The following is a 24,003-nucleotide window of genomic DNA, read 5'->3' on the forward strand; positions in this document are numbered from 1 at the left end:
TAAAGCATGGGTATCGAAGAAAAGGCACCATCCGGCTTCATGCTGACAAGCGTGGAGAAAATCGTTGGCCTTGCACGTAAATCATCCGTCTGGCCCGTCACCATGGGTCTGGCCTGCTGCGCGATTGAAATGATGGCCACCGGTACGCCGCGGTTCGACATTTCGCGTTTCGGTATGGAGGTCTTCCGCGCCTCGCCGCGTCACGCCGACCTCATGATTGTCTCGGGCCGCCTGTCGCACAAGATGGCGCCGATCATCCGCAACGTGTACGACTCCATGCCGGAACCCAAATGGGTGATCTCGATGGGCGTGTGCGCCTCCTCGGGCGGCATGTTCAATAACTACGCGATCGTCCAGGGCTGTGATCACGTCGTGCCCGTCGACATCTACCTGCCGGGCTGCCCGCCGCGCCCGGAAATGCTGCTCAACGCAATCCTGGAGCTGCACGAGCAGATCAAGAACGAGCCGCTGGGCGTCAACCGGGTGGAAGCCGCTCGGGCCGCCGAAGCCGCGGCGCTGCGCGCGACCCCGATGCATCTGATGAACGGAGAGCTGGCGTGAGCGAAGACAACACCAAGGCGAGCAAGGACATCGCCGTCACGGATGCCATCGGTGCCGCGGTCGACCCCGCAACGGCGCACCGCCAGCTTCCGATCATCGACACCCGCAAGGGCATGTTCGGAGCCGCCGGCTCGGGGGATACCTCGGGCTTTGGTGGCCTCGTGCGCGAGATCCGGATGCCGGATCCCACCGAGCCGCCCTACGGTTCCTGGTTCGATGAGTTCATCGAGGTGCTACGCGAACTTCTCCAGACCGATGGCGTCAACCCGGATGACGTGATCGAGGCCGTCGTCGTCGATCGTGGCGAACTTACGGTCTACATCGAACGCAGCCACATTGAGCGCGTCTGCCGGCACCTGCGCGATGACCAAGACCTGCGCTTCGAACTGTGTCTGGGCGTATCCGGGGTGCACTACCCGCACCAAACCGATCGCGAACTGCACGCGGTCTACCACTTGATGTCCATCACCCACGGTGGCCGCGTGGTGCGCCTGGAGGTCACGTGCCCGGATTCCGATCCGCACATCCCCTCGGTTGTGTCCATCTACCCCGGCAATGACTGGCAAGAGCGCGAAACCTGGGACTTCTTTGGCATCGTCTTTGACGGCCATCCCGCCCTCGCCCGCTCCCACATGCCCGATGACTGGGTAGGACACCCCCAGCGCAAGGACTACCCGCTCGGCGGCATCCCCGTGGAATACAAGGGCGCCACCGTCCCACCGCCAGATACTCGGAGGTCGTACAACTCATGAGCGTGCACGCTACAGGTCCCGTCTTTGAAGACGCCACCCTCTCCGAATACACCGCCTCCGGCGGGGACTGGGACGATATCGCGGCCGAGGCCGAACGCGTTGGCGAAGAGCGCATCGTCGTCAACATGGGCCCGGTCCACCCCTCCACGCACGGCGTGCTCCGCCTCATCCTCGACATCGAGGGCGAGACGGTTAAGGAACTGCGAGTCGGCACCGGCTACCTGCACACGGGTATCGAAAAGAACATGGAGTTCCGCACCTGGACCCAGGGCGTGACCTTCTGCACCCGGATGGATTACGTGGCCCCGCTGCACAACGAGCTCGGCTACGTCCTTGCCGTGGAGCGCCTGCTCGGCATCGAGAACGACATTCCCGAGCGTGCGAAGGTCATCCGCGTGATGCTCGCTGAGCTCAACCGGATCGCCTCTCACCTCGTTGCCATCGGCACCGGCGGTAACGAAATGGGCGGCACGACCGTCATGACGATCGGCTTCCGTGGCCGCGAGGAAATCCTGCGCATCCTGGAACGCATCACCGGCCTGCGCATGAACCACGCCTACTTCCGTCCCGGCGGCGTCGCACAGGACCTGCCCCCGGGCACGACCGACTACATCCGCGAGCTGCTGCCCAAGGTGCGCCGCGATGTCGGCGAACTGCGTGACCTGCTGGCCGCCAACCCCATCTTCAAGCTGCGGATGCAAAAGGTCGGCTACATCTCGATCGCGGGAGCGCTCGCGCTGTCCCTGACCGGGCCGTGCTTGCGCGCGGCCGGCTTGCCGCTTGATATGCGCAAGCTCCAGCCCTACAGCGGCTACGAGACCTACGATTTCGAGGTCCCTACCCGCACCTATTCCGATCCGTATAACCGGACGATGGTGCGTTTCGATGAGTGCTACGAATCGCTGAAGATCGTCTACCAGTGCCTGGAGCGCCTGGAGGCCAGCGAAGGTGAGCCCGTCATGGTGGCTGACAAGAAGATTGCCTGGCCCGCCCAGTTGTCCATCGGAAGCGACGGCCAGGGCAACTCGCTTGCGCACATCAAGGAGATCATGGGGACCTCAATGGAGGCCCTCATCCACCACTTCAAGATCGTCACTGAAGGCTTCCGCGTTCCCGCCGGCCAAGCTTTCTCAGTCACGGAACATGCCAAGGGTGTCCTCGGTGTGCACGCGGTCTCCGATGGCGGTAACCGCCCCTACCGGGTGCACTTCCGGGAGCCCAGCTACGCGAACCTGCAATCATCAGCCATGATGGTCGAGGGCGGCATGATTGCCGACATCGTCGTCACCATGGCCTCAATCGACCCCGTGTTGGGAGGCGTTGACCGGTGAGTGAATCCAGCTACCCCGAGCAGGTGTATGCGACGGTGCGCTCGGAATGCGAGCAGATCGTTGCCCGCTACCCGCACGCGCGCTCCGCGCTCGGCCCGATGCTCCACCTCATCCAGTCCTACGACGGCTATGTCTCCCCGCGCGGCGTGGCGCTGTGCGCTGACGTCCTGGGCATCACCCGCGCCGAGGTCTCCGCGGTCGCAACCTTCTACTCCCAGTACCGCCGCCGCCCCAATGGCGAGTACAACGTGGGCGTGTGCACCAATGCGCTATGCGCTGTCATGGGTGGCGACATAATTTACGAAACACTGTCCGAAGAGCTCGGCGTCGGCCACACCGAAACGACCGACGACGGCAAAATCACCCTGGAAGCCCTCGAATGCAACGCGGCCTGTGACTACGCACCCGTCGTCATGGTCAACTGGGAATTCTTCGACAACCAGACGCCCACCTCGGCGTTGCAGATCGTCGAGGACATCCGCGAAGGTAAGCCGATCCACCCCACGCGCGGTCCCGAAACCGTCGGAACCTTCAAGGAAATCTCGCGCGTGCTGGCCGGTTTCGAAGACGGTCGCGCCACCGAAGGCGTGGCCGCGGGCGAAGCCAGCCTGTTGGGCCTGAAGATCGCTCGCGATCACAACTGGCGCGCACCCGAGCCCTCAGAATCCGGTTCCGCCGATCCCTACGCCGGTACCGAAGACGTGGGAGAGCCCGGATCGTCGGCCGATTACGACGGCGATGCGAAGCAAGGAGCAGACGAATGAGTTATTCCACTCCCGGAACCCTCACCCCGGTCCTAACCGACCTGTGGGATAAGGATGCGCCCTACTCCCTTGCGACCTACCGCGAACACGGGGGCTACGAAGCATTCGCCAAAGCCCTGCAGATGAGCCCGGAAGAGGTCGTCAACCAGATCAAGGACTCGGGACTGCGCGGCCGTGGCGGCGCAGGCTTCCCGACCGGGCTGAAGTGGTCCTTCCTGCCTCCGCCAGATGGCGGCCCTCGCTACCTCGTCGTCAACGCCGATGAGTCCGAGCCGGGCACCTGCAAGGACATTCCCGTCATGATGGCCGATCCGCACGTGCTCATCGAGGGCGTCGCGATCACCTCCTACGCCATCGGCTGCACCCACGCGTTCATCTACCTGCGCGGCGAGGTCGTCCACGTCTACCGCCGACTGCTGAACGCCGTGCGCGAAGCCAAGGAAGCGGGCCTGCTCGGAACCGGACTCGGTCCGCGCGGCGACTACGAGCTCGAGGTCACCGTGCACGCCGGTGCCGGCGCCTACATCTGTGGTGAAGAAACTGCGCTGCTCGACTCCCTCGAAGGCCTGCGCGGCCAGCCGCGCCTGAAGCCCCCGTTCCCGGCGGTCGCGGGCCTGTACGCTCGCCCGACGGTCGTCAACAACGTCGAATCCATCGCCTCGGTGCCGGGCATCATTGCCCACGGCAACGACTGGTTCAAGGCCATGGGTACCGAAAAGAGCGCCGGGCACGGCATCTTCTCGGTCTCCGGGCACGTGAAAAACCCGGGCCAGTTCGAAGCCCCGTTTGGTATCACCATGCGCGAGCTCATCGAGATGTGTGGCGGCATGCGCAACGGCCACCGCCTGAAGTTCTGGACGCCGGGCGGCTCCTCCACGCCGATCTTTACCGAAGAGCACCTCGATGTGCCGCTCGACTACGAAGCCGTCGGGGCCGCCGGATCCATGCTCGGTACCCGCGCCCTGCAGGTCTTTGACGAGACCACCTCGGTCGTTCGCGTCGTGCGCGGCTGGACCGATTTCTACCAGCACGAATCCTGCGGCAAGTGCACCCCGTGCCGCGAAGGCACGTTCTGGATGCGCCAGATCATGCACCGCCTGGAAGCAGGCAAGGGCGAGCCCGGCGACGTCGATCTCATCAACGAGATCGCCGGCAACATTTTGGGCCGTTCCTTCTGCGCGCTCGGTGACGCCTCGGCGACCCCGATCCAATCCGGCATCAAGTATTTCCGTGAGGAGTTTGAAGCAGGCCTAACAACGCCCGCGCGCGAGCTCTTCCCCTACGAAGCGACCGCCGTCTTTACTGAGGCAGGTGTCCGATGACGACGACCACTCCCAAACCCGGTAGCGAAGCCGTCGAGCTAATCAGCGCCACCATCGACGGCGTCACCGTCGAGGTTCCCAAGGGAACGCTGATCATTCGCGCGGCCGAGCAGGCCGGGATTCACATTCCGCGTTTTTGCGATCACCCGCTCCTGAAGCCGGCCGGCGCCTGCCGCCAGTGCCTGGTCGATGTGGCGATGCCCGACCGCGAAGGCAACATCCGCCCGATGCCCAAGCCCCAGGCCTCCTGCACCATGGAGGTCACCCCCGGCATGGAAGTGCACACCCAGCACACCTCCCAGGTCGCGGACAAGGCGCAGCAGGGCATCATGGAGTTCCTGCTCATCAACCACCCGCTGGATTGCCCGGTGTGCGATAAGGGCGGCGAATGCCCCCTGCAAAACCAGGCGATGAGCAACGGCCGCGCCACCTCGCGATTCATCGACATCAAGCGCACCTTCCCCAAGCCGATCCGCGTGTCCACCGAGATCCTGCTCGATCGCGACCGCTGCATCCTCTGCCAGCGCTGCACCCGGTTCTCCGCGCAGATCGCCGGTGACCCGTTCATCGCGCTGCAGGGCCGCGGCGCCGGCAGCCCCGGCATGGAGCTGCACGGCCTGCACTCCTCGCAAATCGGCACCTTCGATGAGAACATCCTCGACTTCGCCGACACCGGCCACGCTGAGCCGCACGTCATCGCGCCGGACCTGATCGGCCCCGACGGGGAGCCCGGCCTGACCGCGGGACTCGCCGCGGGACCCGTCGGCGCCGCCGAGCGGGATGAATCCGGACGCACCTTTGCCTCCTACTTCTCCGGCAACACGATCCAGATCTGCCCCGTGGGGGCCCTGACGAGCGCGACCTACCGGTTCCGCTCGCGCCCCTTCGACCTCATCTCTACGGCTTCCGTCGCGGAGCATGACGCGTCCGGCGCGGCCATCCGCGTCGACGTGCGGCATGGCACCGTCATGCGTCGCCTCTCGGGCAACGACACGGAGGTCAACGAGGAGTGGATCACCGACAAGGACCGCTTCGCCTTCGCCTGGCAGGACGCCCCGGACCGGCTGCGCGCCCCCATGGTGCGCGACGAAGAAACCGGCGAGCTCGTCGAAACCTCCTGGTCCGAGGCTCTGGCCATTGCGGCCGATGGGCTGAAGGACGCGCTCGCGCGCGGGGGAGTGGCCGCCCTGCCCGGTGGCCGCCTCACCCTGGAGGACGCCTTCGCGTGGTCGAAGTTCGCGCGCGTCGTGTTGCAGACGAATGACGTGGACTACCGCGCCCGCGCCCACAGCGCGGAAGAAGCCGCCTTCCTCGCCTCGCACGTCGCGGGCAGCGGGCTCGGCGTCACCTTCCGTGACCTGGAATTCGCGCCCGAGGTCTTCCTCGTCGCACTGGAATCCGAAGAAGAGGCCGGAAACGTCTTCCTGCGCCTGCGCAAGGGCGTCCTGGAAGGCCGCGTCCACGTCTCCACGCTCGCGCCCTACCTCACGCGCGGTTCGCGCAAGCTCGGCGCCGACCTCATCTCCGCCGCCCCCGGCACCGAATCCGAGGTGCTCGCGGCGATCGTGGACGGCTCCGCGCACGAGAACCTCAACGCCCTGGCTGGACGCCTGTCCGCACCGGGCGCGATCATCGCCGTTGGCGAGCGCGCCGCCCAGGTGCCGGGCCTGCTCAGCGAAGTGACGGCACTGGCAAAGCGCAGCGGAGCACGCCTCGTGTGGATCCCGCGCCGCGCCGGCGAACGCGCCGCGCTCGAGGCCGGACTGCTGCCAGACCTGTTGCCCTCGGGCCGCGCCGCGAGCGATGCGGAAGCCCGCGTCGATGTTGCGAGCGCCTGGGGAGTAACCGAGCTGCCGAGCGCTGCCGGCCGCGACCTGACCGAGATCCTGCTCGCGCTGAACACCGGCGAGCTGCCCGCGGCCATCGTCGGCGGCTTCGACCTGGCCGACCTCCCGGATCCCGTCCTCGCCGAGCGTGCACTGCGCGCCGCCTTCGTCGTCCAGCTCGAGGTTCGCCGCTCCGCGATCACGCCGACCTCCCAGGTCGTGCTGCCCGTCGCACCGCCGGTCGACAAGGCCGGAACCTTCCTGAACTGGGAGGGGCGCTTGCGTCCCTTCGGCCAGGTTCGCACCTCGCACTTCTCCTCTGATCGCGAAGTCCTTGCCGATCTCGCCCGCGAGTTCGACATTGATCTCGGCATCGATTCCCTCGATGAGGTTCACGGCCAGATCACCGAACTGCTCGAGTGGAGCGGCGCGACGCCGGCCTTCGAGCACCGTGCTGCTGGCGAGGTGCCGCACGCCTCCGGCAACGAGGCGGTTCTCGCGACGTGGCGCATGATGCTCGATAGCGCGAGCGGCCAGGACTGCGAGCCGCACCTGGCGGGTACCGCGCCGCGCGCCGTTGCTCGCATCAGCCCGGAATTCGCCGGTGAGCTCGGTCTGGCAAACGACGACCTCGTGACCGTCACCGGTCCCGCCGGCGCCGTGCGAGTCCCCGTTGCGATCACCGACATGCCGCATCACGTCGTCTGGCTGCCGCAGCATTCGCCCGGCTGCTCCGTCTACACCGACCTCGGGGTGGGCGCTGGCGACATCGTCACCTTGGAAGCTAAGGAGGCCAACTAATGATTGCCCTCGCCTTCCCCTTTGACGCGCATCCCGTCGCGGATATCAGCAACGACCCGTGGTGGATCGTCCTTATCAAGGCGGTCTTCATCCTCGTCTTCCTGCTGGTCTCCGTGCTCATGGCGCTGTGGGTGGAACGACGTGGACTGGGCCGGATGCAGACCCGCCCCGGCCCGAACGTCCATGGCCCCTTCGGTCTCTTCCAGGCCATCGGGGACGCCCTGAAGCTGGTCTTGAAGGAAGACTTCATGCTCAAGGGCGCGGACAAGTTCCTCTACCTGCTTGCGCCGTTCATCGCGGCCTTCACTGCCTTCATGGTCTACGCGGTGCTCCCATTTGGACCCGAAGCCTCCATGTTCGGCCACACGACGCCGCTGCAGCTGACAGACTTCCCCGTCGCGGTGCTCTACATCCTGGCGATTACCGCCTTCGGCGTCTATGGCATCGTGCTCGGCGGCTGGTCCTCCAACTCCACCTACCCGCTGCTTGGCGCCGTGCGCTCCTCGGCGCAGGTGATCTCCTACGAGCTCGCCATGGGTCTGTCGCTCGTCTCGGTCTTCCTCGTCTCCGGATCGATGTCGACCTCCCAAATCGTTGACGCGCAAACCCGGCTGTGGTGGTTCATCGCCCTGCTGCCGGCCTTCATCGTCTACATCATCTCGATGGTCGGCGAAGTCAACCGTTTGCCCTTCGACCTACCCGAAGCCGAAGGCGAACTCGTCGCCGGCCACATGGTCGAATATTCGTCGATGAAGTTCGCGTGGTTCTTCCTCGCCGAATACATCAACATGTTCAACGTCTCCGGCGTCGCCGTCACCCTATTCCTCGGTGGCTGGCGGGCACCGTGGCCGCTGTCAATGATCGGCGACGGCATGCTGAACACCGGCTGGTGGCCCATGCTGTGGTTCATCGCCAAGGTCTGGATCGTCATGTTCTTCATGATCTGGGTGCGCGGCACGCTCGTGCGCTTCCGCTACGACCAGTTCATGAAGCTCGGCTGGAAGGTCCTCATCCCCGTCGCCCTCGTGTGGGTAGCGATGGTGGCGATCGTTCAGGGCGTGCGTCGCTTCACCGACATCCCGCTGACCACCCTGCTGATGGTCATCGGTGGCGTCTTCGCGGTCGCCATCGTGATCATGCTGCTCATCCCCGAAAAGAAGAAACCCGAAACACTGACCGACGACGGCTACGAACTGACCGACGGAATCGTCACCGATTCCGACGAGCCGTTCGACGCCTTCGCGGGCGGCTACCCCGTGCCGCCACTGCCGGGGCAGCACCTGCCGGAATCGCCGCGCGCCAGCCGCCGGCAGCCTGGCACCGCCGTGGTTGAGGAGGAAGCTGATGTCTAAGGACATGGACAAGGCCCGCACCCGCGGGGAGGTGACACGCCGCGAACCCATGCGGTTCGCTCCCGACGAGAAGGGCGCTCTAGGCAAGCTGTTCGCCCCGGTGGCGGGTTTCGGGATCACGATCTCCTCGATGTTCCGCCCGACGGTCACCGAGCAGTACCCGTTCGAAAAGGTCCCGACCCAGCCGCGTTACCACGGCCGTCACCAGCTCAACCGTTATGACGACGGGCTGGAAAAGTGTATCGGCTGCGAGCTGTGCGCCTGGGCCTGCCCCGCGGACGCGATTCTGGTTGAAGCCGGCTCCAACTCACTGGACGGACAGTTCTCCCCGGGTGAGCGCTACGGCCGCGTGTACCAGATCAACTACCTGCGCTGCATCTTCTGCGGCCTGTGCATCGAGGCGTGCCCCACGCGCGCCCTGACGATGACCAACGAATACGAACTCGCGGGCCCCACCCGTGAAGGCCTGATTTACGAAAAGCAGGACCTGCTCGCTCCGATGGAGCCGGGCATGCTTGCCGCCCCGCACCCCATGGTCGAGGGCACGACCGATGACGACTACTACCGCGGCGAGGTCACCGGCCCCACCACGGAGCAGATCGACTGGGTCCGCGCCAACCGGCCGGAGGATCCGACCTTGAAAGACGCGAGCGCAGCGAAGGGAGACCGTCCATGAGCCCGCTGCTTCCCCTCGCCGTCGCGCCCGCGGCCGAACCCGTGATCGGAACGGGTGAAACCGTGCTGTTTTGGATCATGGCACCGCTCATGGTCATCTTCGCGCTCGGCCTCATCTTTGCGAAAAAGGCCGTCTATGCGGCCGTGTCCATCGTCTTTGTCATGATCTGCCTGGCGTTCATGTACACCGCGCTGGAGGCACCCTTCCTCGGGGTCGCCCAGGTCGTGGTCTACACCGGCGCGATCATGATGCTCTTCCTGTTCGTGCTCATGCTCGTCGGCGTGGATGCCTCCGATTCGCTGGTCGAGACGATCAAGAACCAGCGTTGGGTCTCCGCGGTTGCGGCCCTCGGCCTCGTTATCGTGCTCGCCGGCGCCCTCGGTTGGGCCACCCTCGGTCAGCCCGCGGGGCTCGCCGAAGCCAATGCCGCGACGAACCCCGTCGGCGTCGCCGAAGTGATCTTCGGTAAGCACGTCTTCGCGATGGAACTGACCGGCGCGCTGCTCATCACCGCCGCGCTCGGAGCTCTCACGCTCACCCACCGCGACCGCCTGCACCGGGCCATCACCCAGCGCACCGTGGCCGATGCCAAGATGCGCGCGTGGGCCCGCGGAGATGGCCGGATCAGCCAGCTGCCGACCCCGGGCGTCTACGCCCGCCACAACGCCGCCGACGTGCCCGCGCTCGCGGCCGACGGCAGCCCGATCAACGCCTCGGTACCCAAGGTGCTGCGGGTGCGTGGCCAGCAGCGTGAGATCGGCGAGTTCGCGCTTGATCCCGCAGCCCACGTAAATGATCACGTCGCGCAGTCCGGGCTCGCGAACATGCCGGGCACTCCGGCCCCCGAGCTCCCTGCGGCCATGATCGATGAGGAGGATGCCAAATGAGCATCATGAACTACCTCGTGCTGTCGTCAATCCTGTTCTCGATCGGCGCGATCACGGTCCTCGTGAGGCGCAACGCGATCATCGCGTTCATGGGTGTCGAGCTCATGCTCAACGCCACCAACCTCGCGCTCGTGGCCTTCTCCCGCATGCACGGCGGCCTGGACGGTCAGGTCATGGCGTTCTTCGTCATGGTCGTCGCTGCCGCCGAAGTGGTGATCGGGCTCGCGATTATCGTGTCCATCTTTAGAACCCGCAGGTCCGCGTCGATCGACGACGTGTCCCTGCTGAAGAACTGAGGTGCCTAGCTCATGACTGGACTACTGACTGCCTCTCAGTTCCCCCTCGCAATCGAGATCGGGACCACCCCGGCCACGGGCGCTGCCTCGCTCGCGTGGCTGCTCATCGCAATCCCGCTCGCCAGCGCCGCGATCCTGCTGCTCGCCGGACGCATGTCCGACCGGTGGGGGCACTGGCTTGGCGTGGCCGCCTCCTGGGCATCCTTCGTGCTCGGTGCCGCGATCCTCTTCCAGCTCTTCGGGCTGGCCCCCGAGGCGCGCTCCATCGAGCTGCCGCTTTATGACTGGATGCCGGGACTTATCGATGGGGGAGCGATCGGGCTGCTGCTCGACCCGCTCTCGCTGACCTTCGTCATGCTCGTGACCTTCGTCGGCTCCCTCATCCACGTATACGCCGTGGCCTACATGGAACACGATCCGGACCGGCGACGCTTCTTCGCCTACCTCAACCTCTTCATCGCGGCGATGCTCACGCTCGTGCTCGCGGATTCCTACCTGCTGCTGTTCGTCGGCTGGGAAGGCGTGGGCCTCGCGTCCTACCTGCTCATCGGGTTCTGGAACCAGGTGCCCGAGTACGCGACGGCCGCTAAGAAGGCCTTCGTCATGAACCGCATCGGTGACGCCGGTCTGCTGCTCGCGATGGCGACGATGTTCGCCACCCTCGGCAGCGTCAAATACGCCGACGCGTTCGCCGCAGTGCCCGGCACGTCGACCACCTGGCTGACCGTCACCGGCATCCTGCTGCTCGTGGGCGCGTGCGGTAAGTCCGCGCAGTTCCCCTTGCAGGCATGGCTCGGTGACGCCATGGCCGGCCCGACTCCGGTCTCGGCGCTCATCCACGCCGCCACGATGGTCACGGCGGGCGTTTACCTCGTCGTGCGTTCCGGTGCGATCTACGCCGGTGCCCCGACGGCCCAACTCCTCGTCGCCATCATCGGCGCAATCACGCTGCTGTTCGGTGCGATCGTCGGCTGCGCCAAGGACGACATGAAGAAGGTCCTGGCGGCCTCCACCATGAGCCAGATCGGCTACATGATGCTCGCGGCCGGGCTCGGCCCGATCGGTGCCGCCTTCGCGATCTTCCACCTGCTCACCCACGGCTTCTTCAAGGCCCAGATGTTCCTCGGTGCCGGCTCCGTCATGCACGGCATGGATGATCAGGTCGACATGCGGCGCTTTGGTGGGCTCAGCAAGTACATGAAGGTCACGTGGATCACCTTCGCCATTGGCTGGCTGGCGATCCTCGGAGTACCCCCGTTTGCGGGCTTCTTCTCCAAGGACAAGATCATCGAAGCCGCCTTCGTTGGCGATGGCCTGCGGCCGTGGATCTTTGGTCTCATTGCGCTGCTCGGCGCCGGCATCACCGCGTTCTACATGTCGCGACTGTTCTTCATGGTCTTCCATGGCGACAAGCGCTGGTCTAAGACGCGCGAAGGTAAGGACATGCATCCGCACGAGTCGCCCGCCCTCATGACCGTGCCGATGATCGTGCTGTCGGTCTTTTCCATCGGGCTCGGCCTCGCGCTGACCTACGTCTGGGACTTCACCGCCTGGCTCGCGCCGGTTACCGGTGAGGTTGAGCATCACGAGCCCGTGATCGCGGTGCCCGTCATCATGGGGGCGACGCTCGCCGTCGTCATCCTGGGCGTGGCACTGGCCTACGTGCTCTTTGCTCGCCGCGAGGTGGCCACCACCCCGCCGGAGACCAACGCTCTGGTGCGCGCGGCTCGCGCCGACCTACACCAGGACGCTATCAACGAGGCCGTCTTCATGGCGCCCTCGCAAATGCTCACCCGGGGTGTGCAGGAAGCAGACCATCTCGCCGTTGACGGGCTCGTCATGGGCGCTGCCCGCGGGACGGGCGCGCTTGGCAGATGGTTCGGCAAACTCCACAACGGCTACGTCCGCTCCTACGCGGCCATCACCGTCGTCGGCGTCATTGTGGCGCTGGTCGTCGTGTTGGCTTCACGGATCTGACCGGGAAGAACAGGAGAAAACTCAATGGAATCCTTCCCCTGGTTAACGATTCTGATCGCGCTGCCCGCGCTCGGCGCGCTCGCGATCGGGCTGCTACGCCTTCCGGATCAGACCGCTAAGCTCACCGCGCTCGGCATCTCGGTGCTCGAGCTCGTGCTCGCCATCGTGGCCGCAGTCTCCTTCGACTTCGCACAAGCCGGGAGCATCCAGCTGGTCGAACAGGCCTCCTGGATCCCGCAGCTCGGAGTGAGCTGGGCGCTCGGCGTGAACGGACTGGGCCTCGTTATGGTCCTGCTCTCGCTCGCCCTCGTGCCGCTCGTCATCATGGCCTACCGCCCGGCACCGGCCGACGGTGAGTCCCGCGGCAGCGCGGCCGGCTACTACGCGCTCGTGCTCTCGCTCGCTGCCTTCATGGTCGCGATCTTTGCCGCCCGCGATGTGTTCTTGTTCTACGTCGTCTTCGAAGCGATGCTCATCCCGGTCTACTTCCTCGTGGGCCGCTACGGGGGAGTCAAGCGCCGCGCGGCCGCGATCAAGTTCCTGCTGTACTCGCTCGCCGGTGGCCTCATCATGCTCGTCGGTGTCATCGCGATCTACACCTACGGACCGCAGGGCCCGGACGGTTTCCTCATCGACAACCTCGCTGGCTTGCAGATGCCGGCCGGCGTGGAGATGGCGATCTTCCTGTCCTTCTTCATCGCCTTTGCGATCAAGGCTCCGATGGTTCCCGTGCACACCTGGCTGCCGGATACCGCGGAAGCGGCACCGGCCGGTACCTCGGTCCTGCTCGTTGGCATTCTCGATAAGGTCGGCACCTTCGGCATGATCATGCTGTGCCTGCCGCTGTTCCCGAACGCCAGCGCGAAGGCCGCACCGGTCATCATCATCCTGGCCGTCATTTCCATCATCTGGGGCGGCCTCATGGCGGTCGCCGAGCGTGACCTGCTGCGACTGGTCTCCTACACCTCGGTCTCGCACTTCGGCTTCATCGTCATGGGTATCTTCATCGGCTCCACTGTCGCGATGACGGGCTCGATGGTCTACATGGTGGCGCACGGCATCACGACCGCCGGCATGTTCTTCATCGTGGAGTTCCTGGGCCGCCGCGGCGGCAGCGTGCAGATCCCGCACTACCGCGGCATGCAGCGCACGACCCCGATCCTTGCGGGCCTGTTCCTGTTCACCGGCCTGGCCTCGATTGCCCTGCCGGGCCTGTCGGGCTTCGTGCCGGAATACATGGTCCTCATGGGCTCCTTCGGCGCGAACATTTGGGCCGGCAGCTTCGCGGTGCTCGGCGTCATCATCGCCGCGCTGTACGTGCTGTTGCCCTATCAGCGGGTCTTTACCGGCCCACCGACGACCGAGGGACTCATCGATAGCAGCGACCTGGACGGAAATGAAAAGGCCGTCATGGTCCCGCTCGCGATCGCCATGGTTGTCCTTGGTGTCCTGCCCTCCCTCGTGATTAACACCGTTGCGCCGGTGGCCGATGATTACACCATCACGACCGACGCGACCATCTCTGCCCAGCTCTTCGATAGGAGCGAGAAGTGAGTCAATTCGTAGCTCCCGACATCGCCTGGGGTGCGCTCACCCCGATCCTCATCATCTTCGCCGCCGCCGTCATCGGCGTGCTGATTGAGGCGTTCGCGCCGCGCACGGTACGCCGCACGATCCAGCTGGTGGTCTCGATGGTGGCGATCGCGGCCGCGATCGTCGCGGTCGTCTGGCGCTGGACCGTCGTCGCGGCCGATGGACCGACGAGCGTGCTCGCCGGCTCCTACCACGAGGATCCGTTCGCACTGGCGACCCAGGGCATCCTGCTCATCTCCTCGCTGCTCGCGCTCATGGTGATCGCGGACCGCACGAGCCTCGGTGATGGCGCGTTCGTCGCCGCCGGTGCGACCCGTCCCGGCAGCTATGAGGAAGAGGACTACACGCGCGCGGGCTTCGCCCAGACCGAGGTCTTCCCGCTCGTGCTGTTCTCGCTGGGAGGCATGCTCGTCTTCCCGGCCACGGCCGACATGGTGACGCTGTTCATCGCGCTGGAAGTTCTCTCGCTGCCGCTGTACATCCTGTGTGGCCTCGCCCGTCGTCGCCGCCTGCTCAGCCAGGAAGCCTCGCTGAAGTACTTCCTGCTCGGCGCGTTCTCCTCCGCGTTCATGCTCTTTGGCATCGCGCTGATGTACGGCTTCTCCGGCTCCTTCCGGTTTGCCGAGATCGCCGATTCCGTCATGCTCGTCGCGGGCAAGGACACGCTGCTGCTCGCCGGCATTGTCCTCGTGACCGTCGGCCTGCTGTTCAAGGTCGGTGCGGCACCGTTCCACACCTGGACGCCGGACGTCTACCAGGGCGCACCCACCCCCATCACGGGCTTCATGGCGGCCGCGACCAAGCTCGCCGCCTTCGCCGCGCTGCTGCGCTTTTGGTACACGATCGCCTACGGCATGCAGTGGGACCTCAACGCCCTGATGCTCGGCATCGCGGTGCTGACGATGCTCATCGGTACCGTCCTTGGTGTCGTCCAAAACGACATCAAGCGCATGCTTGCCTACTCCTCGATCGCCCACGCCGGCTTCCTGCTCCTGGGTGTCATCTCGCTGACGCAGCAGGCGCTGGGAGCAACGCTGTTCTACCTGCTCGCCTACGGTCTTGCGACGATCGGCGCCTTCGGCATCGTCTCGCTCGTTCGTGAGGTCGATGCGAACGGCAACATCACCTCTGAGGCGACGAACCTGCAGCAATGGGCGGGCCTCGGCAAGCGGCATCCACTGCTAGCCGGCGCCATGGTGATCTTCCTGCTGTCGTTTGCGGGCATCCCGCTGACCTCGGGCTTCATCGGTAAGTTCGTCGTGTTCTCCGCGGCGATCTCCGGTGGCCTTGCCTGGGCCGTCGTCGTGGCGGTCATCGCCTCGGCCGCGACCGCATTCTTCTACGTCCGCCTCATCGTCTTGATGTACCTGACGGACGCGGAGGACGAGTCGACGGTTGCCATCGGCTCTGAGGGCCCGACGACGATCGCGATCGGCGCTTGCGCCGTCTTGACGGTGCTGCTCGGCATCATTCCCGGACCGGTCCTGAACCTCCTTTCGAACGCGAGCCAGTTACTGCCGTGAGTGAGCCGCTGACCTTCGAGACCCTGAAGCCCTACCTCGATTCCGTCGAGGCGCGGCTGCAGGCCTCGACCTCCCACGAAGAACGCGTGATCGATCAGGCGGCAAGCCACCTCGCGATCGCCGGCGGCAAGCGCATGCGGCCCATGCTCGTGCTGCTCGCCGCCCATCTGGGCGACGGCGTGAATGAGGACGTGGAACGGGCGGCCGTGGGCGTCGAGCTCACCCACCTCGCCACGCTCTACCACGATGACGTTATGGACTCCGCGGCGCTGCGTCGCGGGGCTCCTGCAGCCCACGAAGTGTGGGGCAATACCGTCGCCATCCTGACCGGCGATCTCCTGTTTGCCCGCGCCTCCCAAATCGTCGCCTCCCTTGGCGCCGAAGCGGTGCGGATCCACGCCGAAACCTTCGAGCGGCTCTGCCTTGGCCAGCTGCATGAGACGCTCGGCGTTGCTGACGGGCAGGACCCGGTCGCGCACTACATCGATGTCCTCGCCGACAAGACGGGCTCGCTCATTGCGACTTCCGCGCGCTACGGGGCCATGTTCGCCGGAGCGCCGGCTGAACAGATCGCGGTGCTCGAGCGCTACGGCGAGAAGGTCGGCGTCGCCTTCCAGCTCGCCGATGACGTCATCGATCTTGCCTCCGATTCGGAAACGACGGGCAAGACCCCGGGCACGGACCTGCGCGAAGGCGTCGACACGATGCCGATCCTGCTGCTGAAGAAGCGCCAGCGCGCCGGCACGCTCGATGCCGAAGGCGAACAGCTCCTGAGCGACCTCGAGGGCGATCTGAGCTCCGATCGCGCCCTAAGCGACGTCGTGGCGCGGCTGCGCGTCCACCCCGTCGTCGATGAGGCGCGCGAGCTCGCCCGCTCCTGGGCCGATGATGCGGTAGCCGAACTCGACGGCCTGCCGGCCTCGCCCGTGAAGGACGCGCTCGCCGACTTTGCGGTGCTACTCGTCAACCGCATGGCGTGACGTAGGAGAGGGTGACGTGGACAGCGAGGGCTACCGGGAACTGCCGGTGGCGGACATTGTTTTCTCCACAACGGATGACCACGGTGTCATCACCGACGCGGACTCGATCTTCGGCCAGCTAGCCCAACTGTAGCGCATCGAGCTGCTCGGCTCCCCGCACAACATCATCCGGCACCCCGCGATGCCCGGTGCCGTGTTTAAGGCGATGTGGGAGACGCTCCAGGCGGGCAGCCCATTCGTCGGCTACGTGCGCAATCGCGCCCTGGATGGCAAAGAGTACGTGGTGTTCGCGACGGTCACGCCGCTGCCCGGTGGGGGATACCTCTACCCGGCCCGTCGTTAAAGAGCTCTTCTCGGCCGCCGTCGGGATTTATCGCACCGTGCGCCGAGCCGAGGACGGGTACCTCGAATCCGGCATGAACCGGCGAGATGCCGCAGCCGCAGGCCTTGAAGTTCTGGGCAAGGAACTCTCGGCCGCAGGGTTTTCCAGCTACGCGCCATTCATGTGGAAGGCATTGCCCGCCGAGGTCACCGCCCGCGAAGCGCTCGTCAACGGTCTGCCGAGCCGCGAGCAGGAAACCGGTATGCTCGGCGAGGCCCTGGCCATCACACGCCGCATCATGGGCGAGCTCGATGCCTGGATGGACGCCGCGGAGCAGATCGCGAGCCTCGCGACCGAGCTGCGCGGCCTAGCAGGCGACATTACGCGCGATACGACGACGGGCGTCGTCACCGAGGAGATGCTGGACGCCTTTACCGCGCACGGCCCGCACATGGCCCTGCTGGCGCAGCTGCTGCAGCTGTGGATCCAGATGTAACCCATCGTCACCTCGGCGCTGGCGACCATGGTGAGGACCCTCAACTCGCTGGCCGATAACTCGGCGGCCACCCGCTTCCGCATCGCGCTGTCCCGACTGCACACGACGATGATCGCCAATTTCACGGTCGAACTCATGGATGGCGAACCCGATGCCGCCGCCAGTGCTCGCTCGATCGAAGACCTCACGCGCGCGCTGCGCGAGGGCATGCGTCAGATGCGGTCAAGTTTCTCGGACAATCGCAGCCTCATCGCCGCCAGCGCGGAATCCGTTGCTGAAACTACCTACGCGCTCGATGTCCCCAACCAGGTGCTGCAGCTCTTTACCGCCTCCATCACCGGAATGCAGCTGCCCGAAGACCTTGCCGCGCACGTCCAGGCGGTCATTACCGCCAGCGCACGCGCCACCGAAAACCTCGCGCGAGTGAACTCCTTGATCGCCACGTGCCGCGAGATCGCGCATCGCGGACCCGGCCCACTGGGACTAAGGACGTATCAGCGCCGGGGCGCCCGGCGGCGCAGCCGGCTCAGTGAGTCGGCGATCAGCAGCGAGATTGCGATCCACACCAGCGCGAAACCGGCCAGCCGCTCGGGCGGCAAGGGCTCGTGGAACACGGCCACCCCGATCCCCATCTGAATTGCGGGTGTGATGTACTGCAGCAGCCCGAGGAATGCCAAGGGCAGTCGGCGAGCAGCGCCGGCAAAGATCATCAAGACGATTGCGGTCAGCGGGCCCGAGATCACGAGCAGCGCAAAGATTCCGGGTCGATCCAGGCCGCCCCAGATGCTCTCCGTCGCCGCAAGGTAGCCGAGATACACCGCCGCGAGCGGCACGATCGCCATGGTCTCGACCGCCATCCCCGGCAGCGGGCCGGCCTTGGGTCCCACCTGCTTTTTCACGAGCGAATACAGCCCAAAGGATGCCGCGAGCCCGAGCGCAATATAGGGCACCTCGCCGTAGGCGACGATGAGGACGATGACTGCGAGCGCGCCGAAAATAATCGCCCCCCACTGCAGCGGCCGGAGTCGTTCCCCGAGGACCAGAACGGCCAGGATGACGGTGACAATGGGATTGATGAAATATCCGAGCGCCGCATCCAGCGTCCGCCCGCTCGTGACGCCATAGACGTAGATCGTCCAGTTCGCGGCAACGAGCAGGCCCGCAAGGAAAAGCGCGCTCGCAATGCGGCGATCGCGCAGGATTGCAACGAACTCCCGCCAGCGGCCAAGGACTGGCAGCGCGGCAAGGCAGAATACGAGTCCCCAGATCGCGCGGTGGGCGACGATTTCCAGCGCGCCGACGCTTGCTAGGAGAGCGAAGAACAGGGGGAAGCCGCCCCACATGAGGTAGGCGCCAAGCCCCAGGGCAAAACCGGTGCGGTCAATACCATCCGGCTTGGCAGAAATAGGGGCGCTCACCCCAGTAGTATCCCCCGGCCAGCGGGGCCCAGCACGATGGTCTCACCAGTCATGGAAGTCGCGGAGTGCGCCTTGGGTATAGATGCTGCTTATAGGCTTCTAAAGTAAAACTACGGCTATCTCCTTGCTTCTTGGCGGTAAAAGCAGCGAGTCTAGGGAGTGTAGAGATCACAAAATTCATCGAAGAGGATTGTCATACATGGACGCGATGTCGCTAGCCGAAATTCCTTGGGAGGAGATAGCCGCCAGCTATGGCGAGAACTTCCCCATGCACGCGGTGCTGAGCCCCGACGGCGAAATTCTCGACCCCGAGGCCTTTGAGAAGGTCTCGGAAGAAACCCTTGTCGAGCTCATGGAAGACATGGTGTGGGCGCACGTCTTTGATCAGCGCATCATCATGCTCAACCGCCAGGGAGCGCTCGGCAACTACGCTCCGGGCGGCGGCCAGGAGGCCAGCCAATTCGCTTCGCTGAAAGCCCTGAGCTCCCAGGACCTGCTGATCCCCACCTACCGCGACCTGGCTCCGCTCATCAAGCACGGAGTGCCGATGCACCAGGCATTCTTGTGGTGGCGCGGCCACATCGAAGGCAACGCCTACCCCGAGGACGTCTCGGCCTGGGTGCCCCAGGTCATTGTCGGTGCGACCGTCATGCACGCCGTGGGAGCCGCGATGGCAATGGCCCGTAAGGGCGAAAAGCGCGTGGCCTTCGCCTATCTTGGCGACGGCGCTACCTCGCAGGGTGATTTCTACGAGGGATTGAACTTCGCGGGCGTCTACAAGGCCCCGGTCATCGCCCTAATCCAGAACAACCAGTACGCGATCTCGGTTCCCGTCGTGAACCAGACCGCCGCACAGACCCTGGCGCAAAAGGGTGTCGCTGCGGGTGTGCCCGCGATCCGGGTGGATGGCAACGACCCCGTCGCCGTCTATCTCGCCACCGCCTCGGCGCGCGAATACGCGCTTGCCGGCAATGGTCCGGTCCTCATCGAAGCCCTGACCTACCGCTCTGGTTCACACACGATGTCGGATGATCCGACGCGCTACCGCGGTGCAGACGAAGTCGACCTTTGGACGAACAAGTCGGCGCTGCGCCGCCTGCGCGAGGTGCTCGTGGAAAAGAAGCTGTGGGACCTTGAGCGCGAAGAAGAGATCGCGGAACAGGTTAAGGGCGAAATCAAGGAAGCCCTGAAGCTCATGGGCCAGACGCCGGCCCAGAAGGTCACTGACTTCCTGTCCGTGATGTATGAAAACCCGCCGGCAACGATCACCGAGCAACTCGACACCTACGCCGCGAAGGAGGCTAACTAAGCATGAGCGAGATGACTCTTGCCCAAGCTGTCACCTCCGGCCTCGACACCATGCTCGGCCGGGACGATACGACGATGATCTTCGGTGAGGACGTGGGCAAAAACGGTGGCGTTTTCCGCATCACCGACGGCCTGCAGGCCAAGTACGGCACCGACCGCGTCTTCGATACCCCGCTCGCCGAGTCGGGCATCCTCGCGATGTCGATTGGGCTGGCCGATCAGGGCATGCGCCCGCTGCCGGAGATTCAGTTCTCCTCTTTCATCCTGCAGGGCATGGACGCCGTCGTCGCGCATATTGCCCGCTACCGCTACCGCTACGCCGGCAAGCGCAACCTACCCATCACGATCCGCACCCCCTTCGGTGGCGGCGTACACACCCCCGAGCTGCACTCCGATTCCTACGAGGGACTGCTCGCCCAGATCCCCGGTCTGCGCGTCGTGATCCCCTCGAGCGCCTATGACGCGAAGGGCCTGCTCATCGCGTCGATCGAATCCAATGATCCGGTCGTCTTCCTCGAACACCTCAAGCTCTACCGCACGGTCAAGGGCGAGGTTCCCGAGGACTACTACACCGTCGACCTCGATAAGGCCGCGGTGCGCCGCGAGGGCAGCGATATCTCGATCATCGGCTACGGCCTCATGGTCGTGGAGGCCGAGAAGGCCGCCGACGAACTCGCCAAGGACGGCATCAACGCGGAGGTCATCGACCTGCGCACCGTCGCCCCGGTGGACTTCGAGACGCTCGTCGCCTCGGTGACCAAGACCCACCGCGCACTGGTGGTGCAGGAAGCCCAGCACATTGCGGGCGTCGGTGGCTACGTTGCCTCGGAGATCGCACAGCGCTGCTTCATGCAGCTCGACGCTCCCGTCGCGCGGGTCTCCGGCCCCGACACCACCTACCCGTTCGGCGCTGCCGAAAGCGTGTGGCTGCCCGGCGCGAAGGACATCTACGCCGCCGCCAAGGCCACGTTCGAGTTCTAGGAAGGCCAGCAATGTTCCAATTCAAACTGCCCGACATTGGTGAGGGCACCCACGAAGCAGACATCATCGCCTGGCACGTCAAGGTTGGCGATGAGGTCAAGGAGGACGACACCCTCGTCGAGATTCAGTCCGACAAGGCCACCGCCGACCTTCCGAGCCCGGTCTCCGGCATCGTCACGAAGATCATCGGCGAGGAGGGAGACAAGGCGCTCGTCGGCTCAGTCATCATCGAGATCGACACTGGCGATGGTGCTGGCAGCCCTGCGAGCCCCGCCGACGATAGCGCGGTCGCGGCCGACGAATCCGGCGTGGACGCCGTCAAGGACGCCGAGGACGAGAGCGCTCCGCAAGCGCCGAGCGCACCGGCCACGACGAGCTCGCCGCGCGAAGCCGTGCACGGCGAGGACGTTGATATTCGCACGCTGGCCGTCCCGCGGGTGCGCTACTACGCCCGCAGCAAGGGGATCGACCTGCGTACGATCGAGGGCACCGGCCGCTCCGGCCTCATCACGATCGATGACGTCGACGCGGCGCTCCAGGCAGCGTCAGCCGACAGCGCCCCGAGTGAGCCAACTGAGCAGAGCCCGGCGCCTCAGGACAGCCCGGCTCCGACAGCGCCGGTGGCACAGGCCGCGCCGATCGCATCCGCTGCGGGCCAGCGCCGCGAGAAGATGAGCCCGATGCGTCGCGCGACCGCTAACGCCATGGTGGGCGCCAAGCAGACCATCCCGCACGTCACGGTCTTCGACCGCGCCGTCGTCGACGAGCTCGTCGCCCACCGGGCCCGGCTCAAGCCGCGCGCCGCCGAGGCCGGCATCAAGCTCACCTACACGCCCTACCTCGTCAAGGCGTGCGTCGCGATGCTGAAGAAGCACCCGCACCTCAACGCCTACGCGGACATGGCTGCGGGCGAGATCGTCTACCGTGACTCGATCGATGTCACGGTGGCTGTCAACACCGACGCCGGCCTGTACGTGCCCGTCGTGAAGGACGCCGATCGTCGCTCGCTGTTCGACATCGCTCGCGAGGTTGAACGCCTCGGCGCTCTCGCCCAGGACGGCAAACTTGCGAGCGCCGATATGACGGGCGGATCGCTCACCATCACGAACGTCGGCGGCGCCGCCACCGCGGGCGTGTGGTCCACCCCGATCATCAACGTGCCCGAGCCGATCATCATCGGCATCGGGCGCATCGAAGGCGAGTTCCTGCCCGATCAGGACAAGAACCCCGTCTACAAGGACGTCATGAAGATCAGCTTCGGCTTCGATCACCGCCTCGTCGACGGCGTCGCCGCCCAGCTGGCGCTAAACGATTTCAAGGCGTTCCTATCCGATCCCGACTACCTGTTTGCGGAGAGCTAAGCCGATGGTTGTAGGAGATTTTGCATCCGAAGTCGACCTCGTCGTCATCGGTTCCGGACCGGGCGGCTACGTCGCCGCAATCCGCGCCGCTCAACTCGGCCAGAAGGTCATCGTCGTCGAAAAGGATAAGGTCGGGGGAGCCTGCCTGAACGTGGGCTGCATCCCGTCCAAGGCGCTGATCGAGGCGGGCCACCACGTGGCCGCCTCCAAGGCGCCCGGCCTGTTCGGCGTCACGAACGAGAACACGACGATCGACTTTTCCGCCACGCAGGCGTGGAAGGATAACGACGTCGTTGGTCACCTGACCAAGGGCGTTGCCGGACTGCTGAAGAAGAACGGTGTCGAGGTCATCTCGGGCGAGGCACATTTCGTTGATGCCTCGACGCTGCGCGTCATCTTCGATGACGTCTACGGCCAGTCCTACTCCTTCAAGCACTGCATCATCGCGACGGGCTCGCGGCCCGTCGTGCTGCCGGTAGCGCCGCTATCCGAGCGGGTCCTAGACTCCACCGGGGTCTTGAACCTGCCCGAGATCCCGGAGCGGCTCATCATCGTTGGCGGCGGCTATATCGGGATGGAGCTGGCCGGCGCCTACGCCGATCTCGGCTCCCAGGTCACCGTCTTGGAGGGCCTGGATCGCGTGCTTGCCGCCTTCGAGGACGACCTTGTCGCGCCGGTGCTGCGCCAAGCAAAAAAGCGCGGCATCGAGATCATCACCGGAGCCACGCTCACCGCGACGGCCGTTGATGGTGATCACGTGCGCGCCACGTACGAAACCGCCGACGGTGAGCACACGATCGAGGCCGACTACCTCGGTGTGTGCGTCGGCCGCGTACCCAATACCGACGAGCTCGGCCTGGAGATGGCGGGGCTTTCGACGACGGAGCGCGGCCTGATCGAGGTCGATGAGCAGTGCCGCACGGCGGTACCGCAAATCTTCGCGATCGGCGACATCACGCCCGGCCTGCCGCTTGCTCACAAGGCGAGCTATGAAGCCAAAGTCGCTGCCGCCGCCATTGCCGGCGATCGTGCGGTGGCGGCCGATTACCTCGCGATCCCGGCGGTGTGCTACACCTCGCCCGAGATCGCGACCGTCGGGATGACCGCGGCCGAAGCCACGGAAGCGGGCTTTGAGGTGAAGAAGTCGAAGTTCCCCCTCGGGGGTAATGGCCGCGCGCTCTCACTGTCAGAAGCTGTCGGATTCGTGCGCCTCGTGACAGACAAGGACACCTCGCGCCTGCTGGGTGCCCAGGTTGTCGGGCCGAACGCCTCCGAACTCATTGGGGAACTCGGCCTGGCGGTGGAAAACCTGCTCAGCGCCGACGACATCGTCGCAACGATCCACGCTCATCCCACTCTCACGGAATCCATCATGGACGCGGCCGAGGCAGCTCTTGGCCACGCCATCCACCAGTAGAAAGACCACTCATGTCAGTTGCAACCCAGCCAGCGACCGCGCATCCCGCGAAGGACTTC

The 24,003-nt window shown here is 65.4% G+C and carries 21 protein-coding genes; 20 read left to right on the forward strand and 1 reads right to left on the reverse strand.

The features are described from left to right. Window positions 1-6: 6 nt before the first annotated feature. From BLU67_RS03255 to BLU67_RS03325, 16 genes are all read left to right on the forward strand, one after another. Window positions 7-561, forward strand: coding sequence for a NuoB/complex I 20 kDa subunit family protein (locus BLU67_RS03255; protein ID WP_092562021.1), 555 nt, complete (start codon window positions 7-9; stop codon window positions 559-561). Next, window positions 558-1,313, forward strand: coding sequence for an NADH-quinone oxidoreductase subunit C (locus BLU67_RS03260; protein WP_222842351.1), 756 nt, complete (start codon window positions 558-560; stop codon window positions 1,311-1,313). Before BLU67_RS03255 ends, BLU67_RS03260 begins: the two co-directional genes overlap by 4 nt. Next, a complete protein-coding gene (locus BLU67_RS03265; protein WP_092562024.1) occupies window positions 1,310-2,644 on the forward strand; it encodes an NADH-quinone oxidoreductase subunit D in 1,335 nt (444 codons plus the stop codon). Before BLU67_RS03260 ends, BLU67_RS03265 begins: the two co-directional genes overlap by 4 nt. Then, window positions 2,641-3,408, forward strand: coding sequence for an NADH-quinone oxidoreductase subunit NuoE (gene nuoE / locus BLU67_RS03270; protein ID WP_092562027.1), 768 nt, complete (start codon window positions 2,641-2,643; stop codon window positions 3,406-3,408). Before BLU67_RS03265 ends, nuoE begins: the two co-directional genes overlap by 4 nt. Next, the gene (gene nuoF / locus BLU67_RS03275) at window positions 3,405-4,730 is read left to right on the forward strand and encodes an NADH-quinone oxidoreductase subunit NuoF (RefSeq protein WP_092562030.1); all 1,326 of its coding nucleotides are present in this window, start codon (window positions 3,405-3,407) and stop codon (window positions 4,728-4,730) included. Before nuoE ends, nuoF begins: the two co-directional genes overlap by 4 nt. Further along, window positions 4,727-7,357 carry an NADH-quinone oxidoreductase subunit G gene (locus BLU67_RS03280; protein WP_092562033.1) on the forward strand — a complete coding sequence of 877 codons (2,631 nt, stop codon included), beginning with the start codon at window positions 4,727-4,729 and terminating at the stop codon, window positions 7,355-7,357. The genes nuoF and BLU67_RS03280 overlap by 4 nt, the downstream gene beginning before the upstream one ends. Further along, window positions 7,357-8,709, forward strand: coding sequence for an NADH-quinone oxidoreductase subunit NuoH (nuoH, locus tag BLU67_RS03285; protein ID WP_092562036.1), 1,353 nt, complete (start codon window positions 7,357-7,359; stop codon window positions 8,707-8,709). The genes BLU67_RS03280 and nuoH overlap by 1 nt, the downstream gene beginning before the upstream one ends. A gap of 49 nt (window positions 8,710-8,758) precedes the next feature. Next, window positions 8,759-9,385, forward strand: coding sequence for an NADH-quinone oxidoreductase subunit NuoI (gene nuoI / locus BLU67_RS03290; RefSeq protein ID WP_250506583.1), 627 nt, complete (start codon window positions 8,759-8,761; stop codon window positions 9,383-9,385). Then, window positions 9,382-10,272, forward strand: coding sequence for an NADH-quinone oxidoreductase subunit J (locus BLU67_RS03295; RefSeq protein WP_092562042.1), 891 nt, complete (start codon window positions 9,382-9,384; stop codon window positions 10,270-10,272). The genes nuoI and BLU67_RS03295 overlap by 4 nt, the downstream gene beginning before the upstream one ends. After that, entirely contained in the window at window positions 10,269-10,568 is a 300-nt protein-coding gene (gene nuoK, locus BLU67_RS03300; protein WP_092562045.1) for an NADH-quinone oxidoreductase subunit NuoK, read from the forward strand. Before BLU67_RS03295 ends, nuoK begins: the two co-directional genes overlap by 4 nt. Window positions 10,569-10,580: 12 nt before the next feature. Further along, window positions 10,581-12,545 (forward strand): NADH-quinone oxidoreductase subunit L, encoded by a 1,965-nt coding sequence (gene nuoL / locus BLU67_RS03305; RefSeq protein WP_092562048.1) that lies wholly within the window; start codon window positions 10,581-10,583, stop codon window positions 12,543-12,545. A gap of 24 nt (window positions 12,546-12,569) precedes the next feature. Continuing rightward, entirely contained in the window at window positions 12,570-14,099 is a 1,530-nt protein-coding gene (locus BLU67_RS03310; RefSeq protein WP_092562051.1) for a complex I subunit 4 family protein, read from the forward strand. After that, the gene (gene nuoN / locus BLU67_RS03315; protein WP_092562054.1) at window positions 14,096-15,661 is read left to right on the forward strand and encodes an NADH-quinone oxidoreductase subunit NuoN; all 1,566 of its coding nucleotides are present in this window, start codon (window positions 14,096-14,098) and stop codon (window positions 15,659-15,661) included. The genes BLU67_RS03310 and nuoN overlap by 4 nt, the downstream gene beginning before the upstream one ends. Further along, a complete protein-coding gene (locus tag BLU67_RS03320; RefSeq protein ID WP_410002415.1) occupies window positions 15,658-16,641 on the forward strand; it encodes a polyprenyl synthetase family protein in 984 nt (327 codons plus the stop codon). The genes nuoN and BLU67_RS03320 overlap by 4 nt, the downstream gene beginning before the upstream one ends. Before the next feature lie 142 nt (window positions 16,642-16,783). Beyond that, window positions 16,784-16,984: a PAS domain-containing protein gene (locus tag BLU67_RS12030; protein ID WP_261977012.1), complete on the forward strand. Its 201-nt coding sequence runs from the start codon at window positions 16,784-16,786 to the stop codon at window positions 16,982-16,984. After that, entirely contained in the window at window positions 16,953-17,459 is a 507-nt protein-coding gene (locus BLU67_RS03325; RefSeq protein WP_092562057.1) for a hypothetical protein, read from the forward strand. Before BLU67_RS12030 ends, BLU67_RS03325 begins: the two co-directional genes overlap by 32 nt. A 494-nt stretch (window positions 17,460-17,953) precedes the next feature. On the opposite strand, the gene rarD is transcribed toward BLU67_RS03325, so the two are convergent. Then, the gene (gene rarD / locus BLU67_RS03330; RefSeq protein WP_222842352.1) at window positions 17,954-18,877 is read right to left on the reverse strand and encodes an EamA family transporter RarD; all 924 of its coding nucleotides are present in this window, start codon (window positions 18,875-18,877) and stop codon (window positions 17,954-17,956) included. Window positions 18,878-19,076: 199 nt separating this feature from the next. Between rarD and pdhA the strand changes: the two genes are divergently transcribed. Genes pdhA through lpdA form a run of 4 tightly spaced genes read left to right on the forward strand, consistent with a single transcriptional unit; the run spans window position 19,077 to window position 23,944 of the window. Continuing rightward, window positions 19,077-20,186, forward strand: coding sequence for a pyruvate dehydrogenase (acetyl-transferring) E1 component subunit alpha (gene pdhA / locus BLU67_RS03335; protein ID WP_222842353.1), 1,110 nt, complete (start codon window positions 19,077-19,079; stop codon window positions 20,184-20,186). A gap of 2 nt (window positions 20,187-20,188) precedes the next feature. Next, window positions 20,189-21,166 (forward strand): alpha-ketoacid dehydrogenase subunit beta, encoded by a 978-nt coding sequence (locus BLU67_RS03340; protein ID WP_092562060.1) that lies wholly within the window; start codon window positions 20,189-20,191, stop codon window positions 21,164-21,166. Window positions 21,167-21,177: 11 nt separating this feature from the next. Next, window positions 21,178-22,527 carry a dihydrolipoamide acetyltransferase family protein gene (locus BLU67_RS03345; RefSeq protein ID WP_092562063.1) on the forward strand — a complete coding sequence of 450 codons (1,350 nt, stop codon included), beginning with the start codon at window positions 21,178-21,180 and terminating at the stop codon, window positions 22,525-22,527. 4 nt (window positions 22,528-22,531) lie between these two features. After that, window positions 22,532-23,944, forward strand: a complete 1,413-nt coding sequence (gene lpdA / locus BLU67_RS03350) for a dihydrolipoyl dehydrogenase (RefSeq protein ID WP_092562066.1) — start codon at window positions 22,532-22,534, stop codon at window positions 23,942-23,944. The last annotated feature ends 59 nt before the right edge of the window (window positions 23,945-24,003 follow it).

The sequence above is a fragment of the Bowdeniella nasicola genome, from assembly GCF_900107735.1.
Taxonomy (GTDB): Bacteria; Actinomycetota; Actinomycetes; order Actinomycetales; family Actinomycetaceae; genus Bowdeniella; species Bowdeniella massiliensis.

Coding starts and splice junctions, on each gene's coding strand:
- BLU67_RS03255 (WP_092562021.1), top strand. CDS start 7: ATGGGTATCGAAGAAAAGGCACCATCCGGCTTCATGCTGACAAGCGTG.
- BLU67_RS03265 (WP_092562024.1), top strand. CDS start 1,310: ATGAGCGTGCACGCTACAGGTCCCGTCTTTGAAGACGCCACCCTCTCC.
- nuoF (WP_092562030.1), top strand. CDS start 3,405: ATGAGTTATTCCACTCCCGGAACCCTCACCCCGGTCCTAACCGACCTG.
- BLU67_RS03280 (WP_092562033.1), top strand. CDS start 4,727: ATGACGACGACCACTCCCAAACCCGGTAGCGAAGCCGTCGAGCTAATC.
- nuoH (WP_092562036.1), top strand. CDS start 7,357: ATGATTGCCCTCGCCTTCCCCTTTGACGCGCATCCCGTCGCGGATATC.
- nuoI (WP_250506583.1), top strand. CDS start 8,759: ATGCGGTTCGCTCCCGACGAGAAGGGCGCTCTAGGCAAGCTGTTCGCC.
- BLU67_RS03295 (WP_092562042.1), top strand. CDS start 9,382: ATGAGCCCGCTGCTTCCCCTCGCCGTCGCGCCCGCGGCCGAACCCGTG.
- nuoK (WP_092562045.1), top strand. CDS start 10,269: ATGAGCATCATGAACTACCTCGTGCTGTCGTCAATCCTGTTCTCGATC.
- nuoL (WP_092562048.1), top strand. CDS start 10,581: ATGACTGGACTACTGACTGCCTCTCAGTTCCCCCTCGCAATCGAGATC.
- BLU67_RS03310 (WP_092562051.1), top strand. CDS start 12,570: ATGGAATCCTTCCCCTGGTTAACGATTCTGATCGCGCTGCCCGCGCTC.
- pdhA (WP_222842353.1), top strand. CDS start 19,077: ATGGACGCGATGTCGCTAGCCGAAATTCCTTGGGAGGAGATAGCCGCC.
- BLU67_RS03340 (WP_092562060.1), top strand. CDS start 20,189: ATGAGCGAGATGACTCTTGCCCAAGCTGTCACCTCCGGCCTCGACACC.
- BLU67_RS03345 (WP_092562063.1), top strand. CDS start 21,178: ATGTTCCAATTCAAACTGCCCGACATTGGTGAGGGCACCCACGAAGCA.
- lpdA (WP_092562066.1), top strand. CDS start 22,532: ATGGTTGTAGGAGATTTTGCATCCGAAGTCGACCTCGTCGTCATCGGT.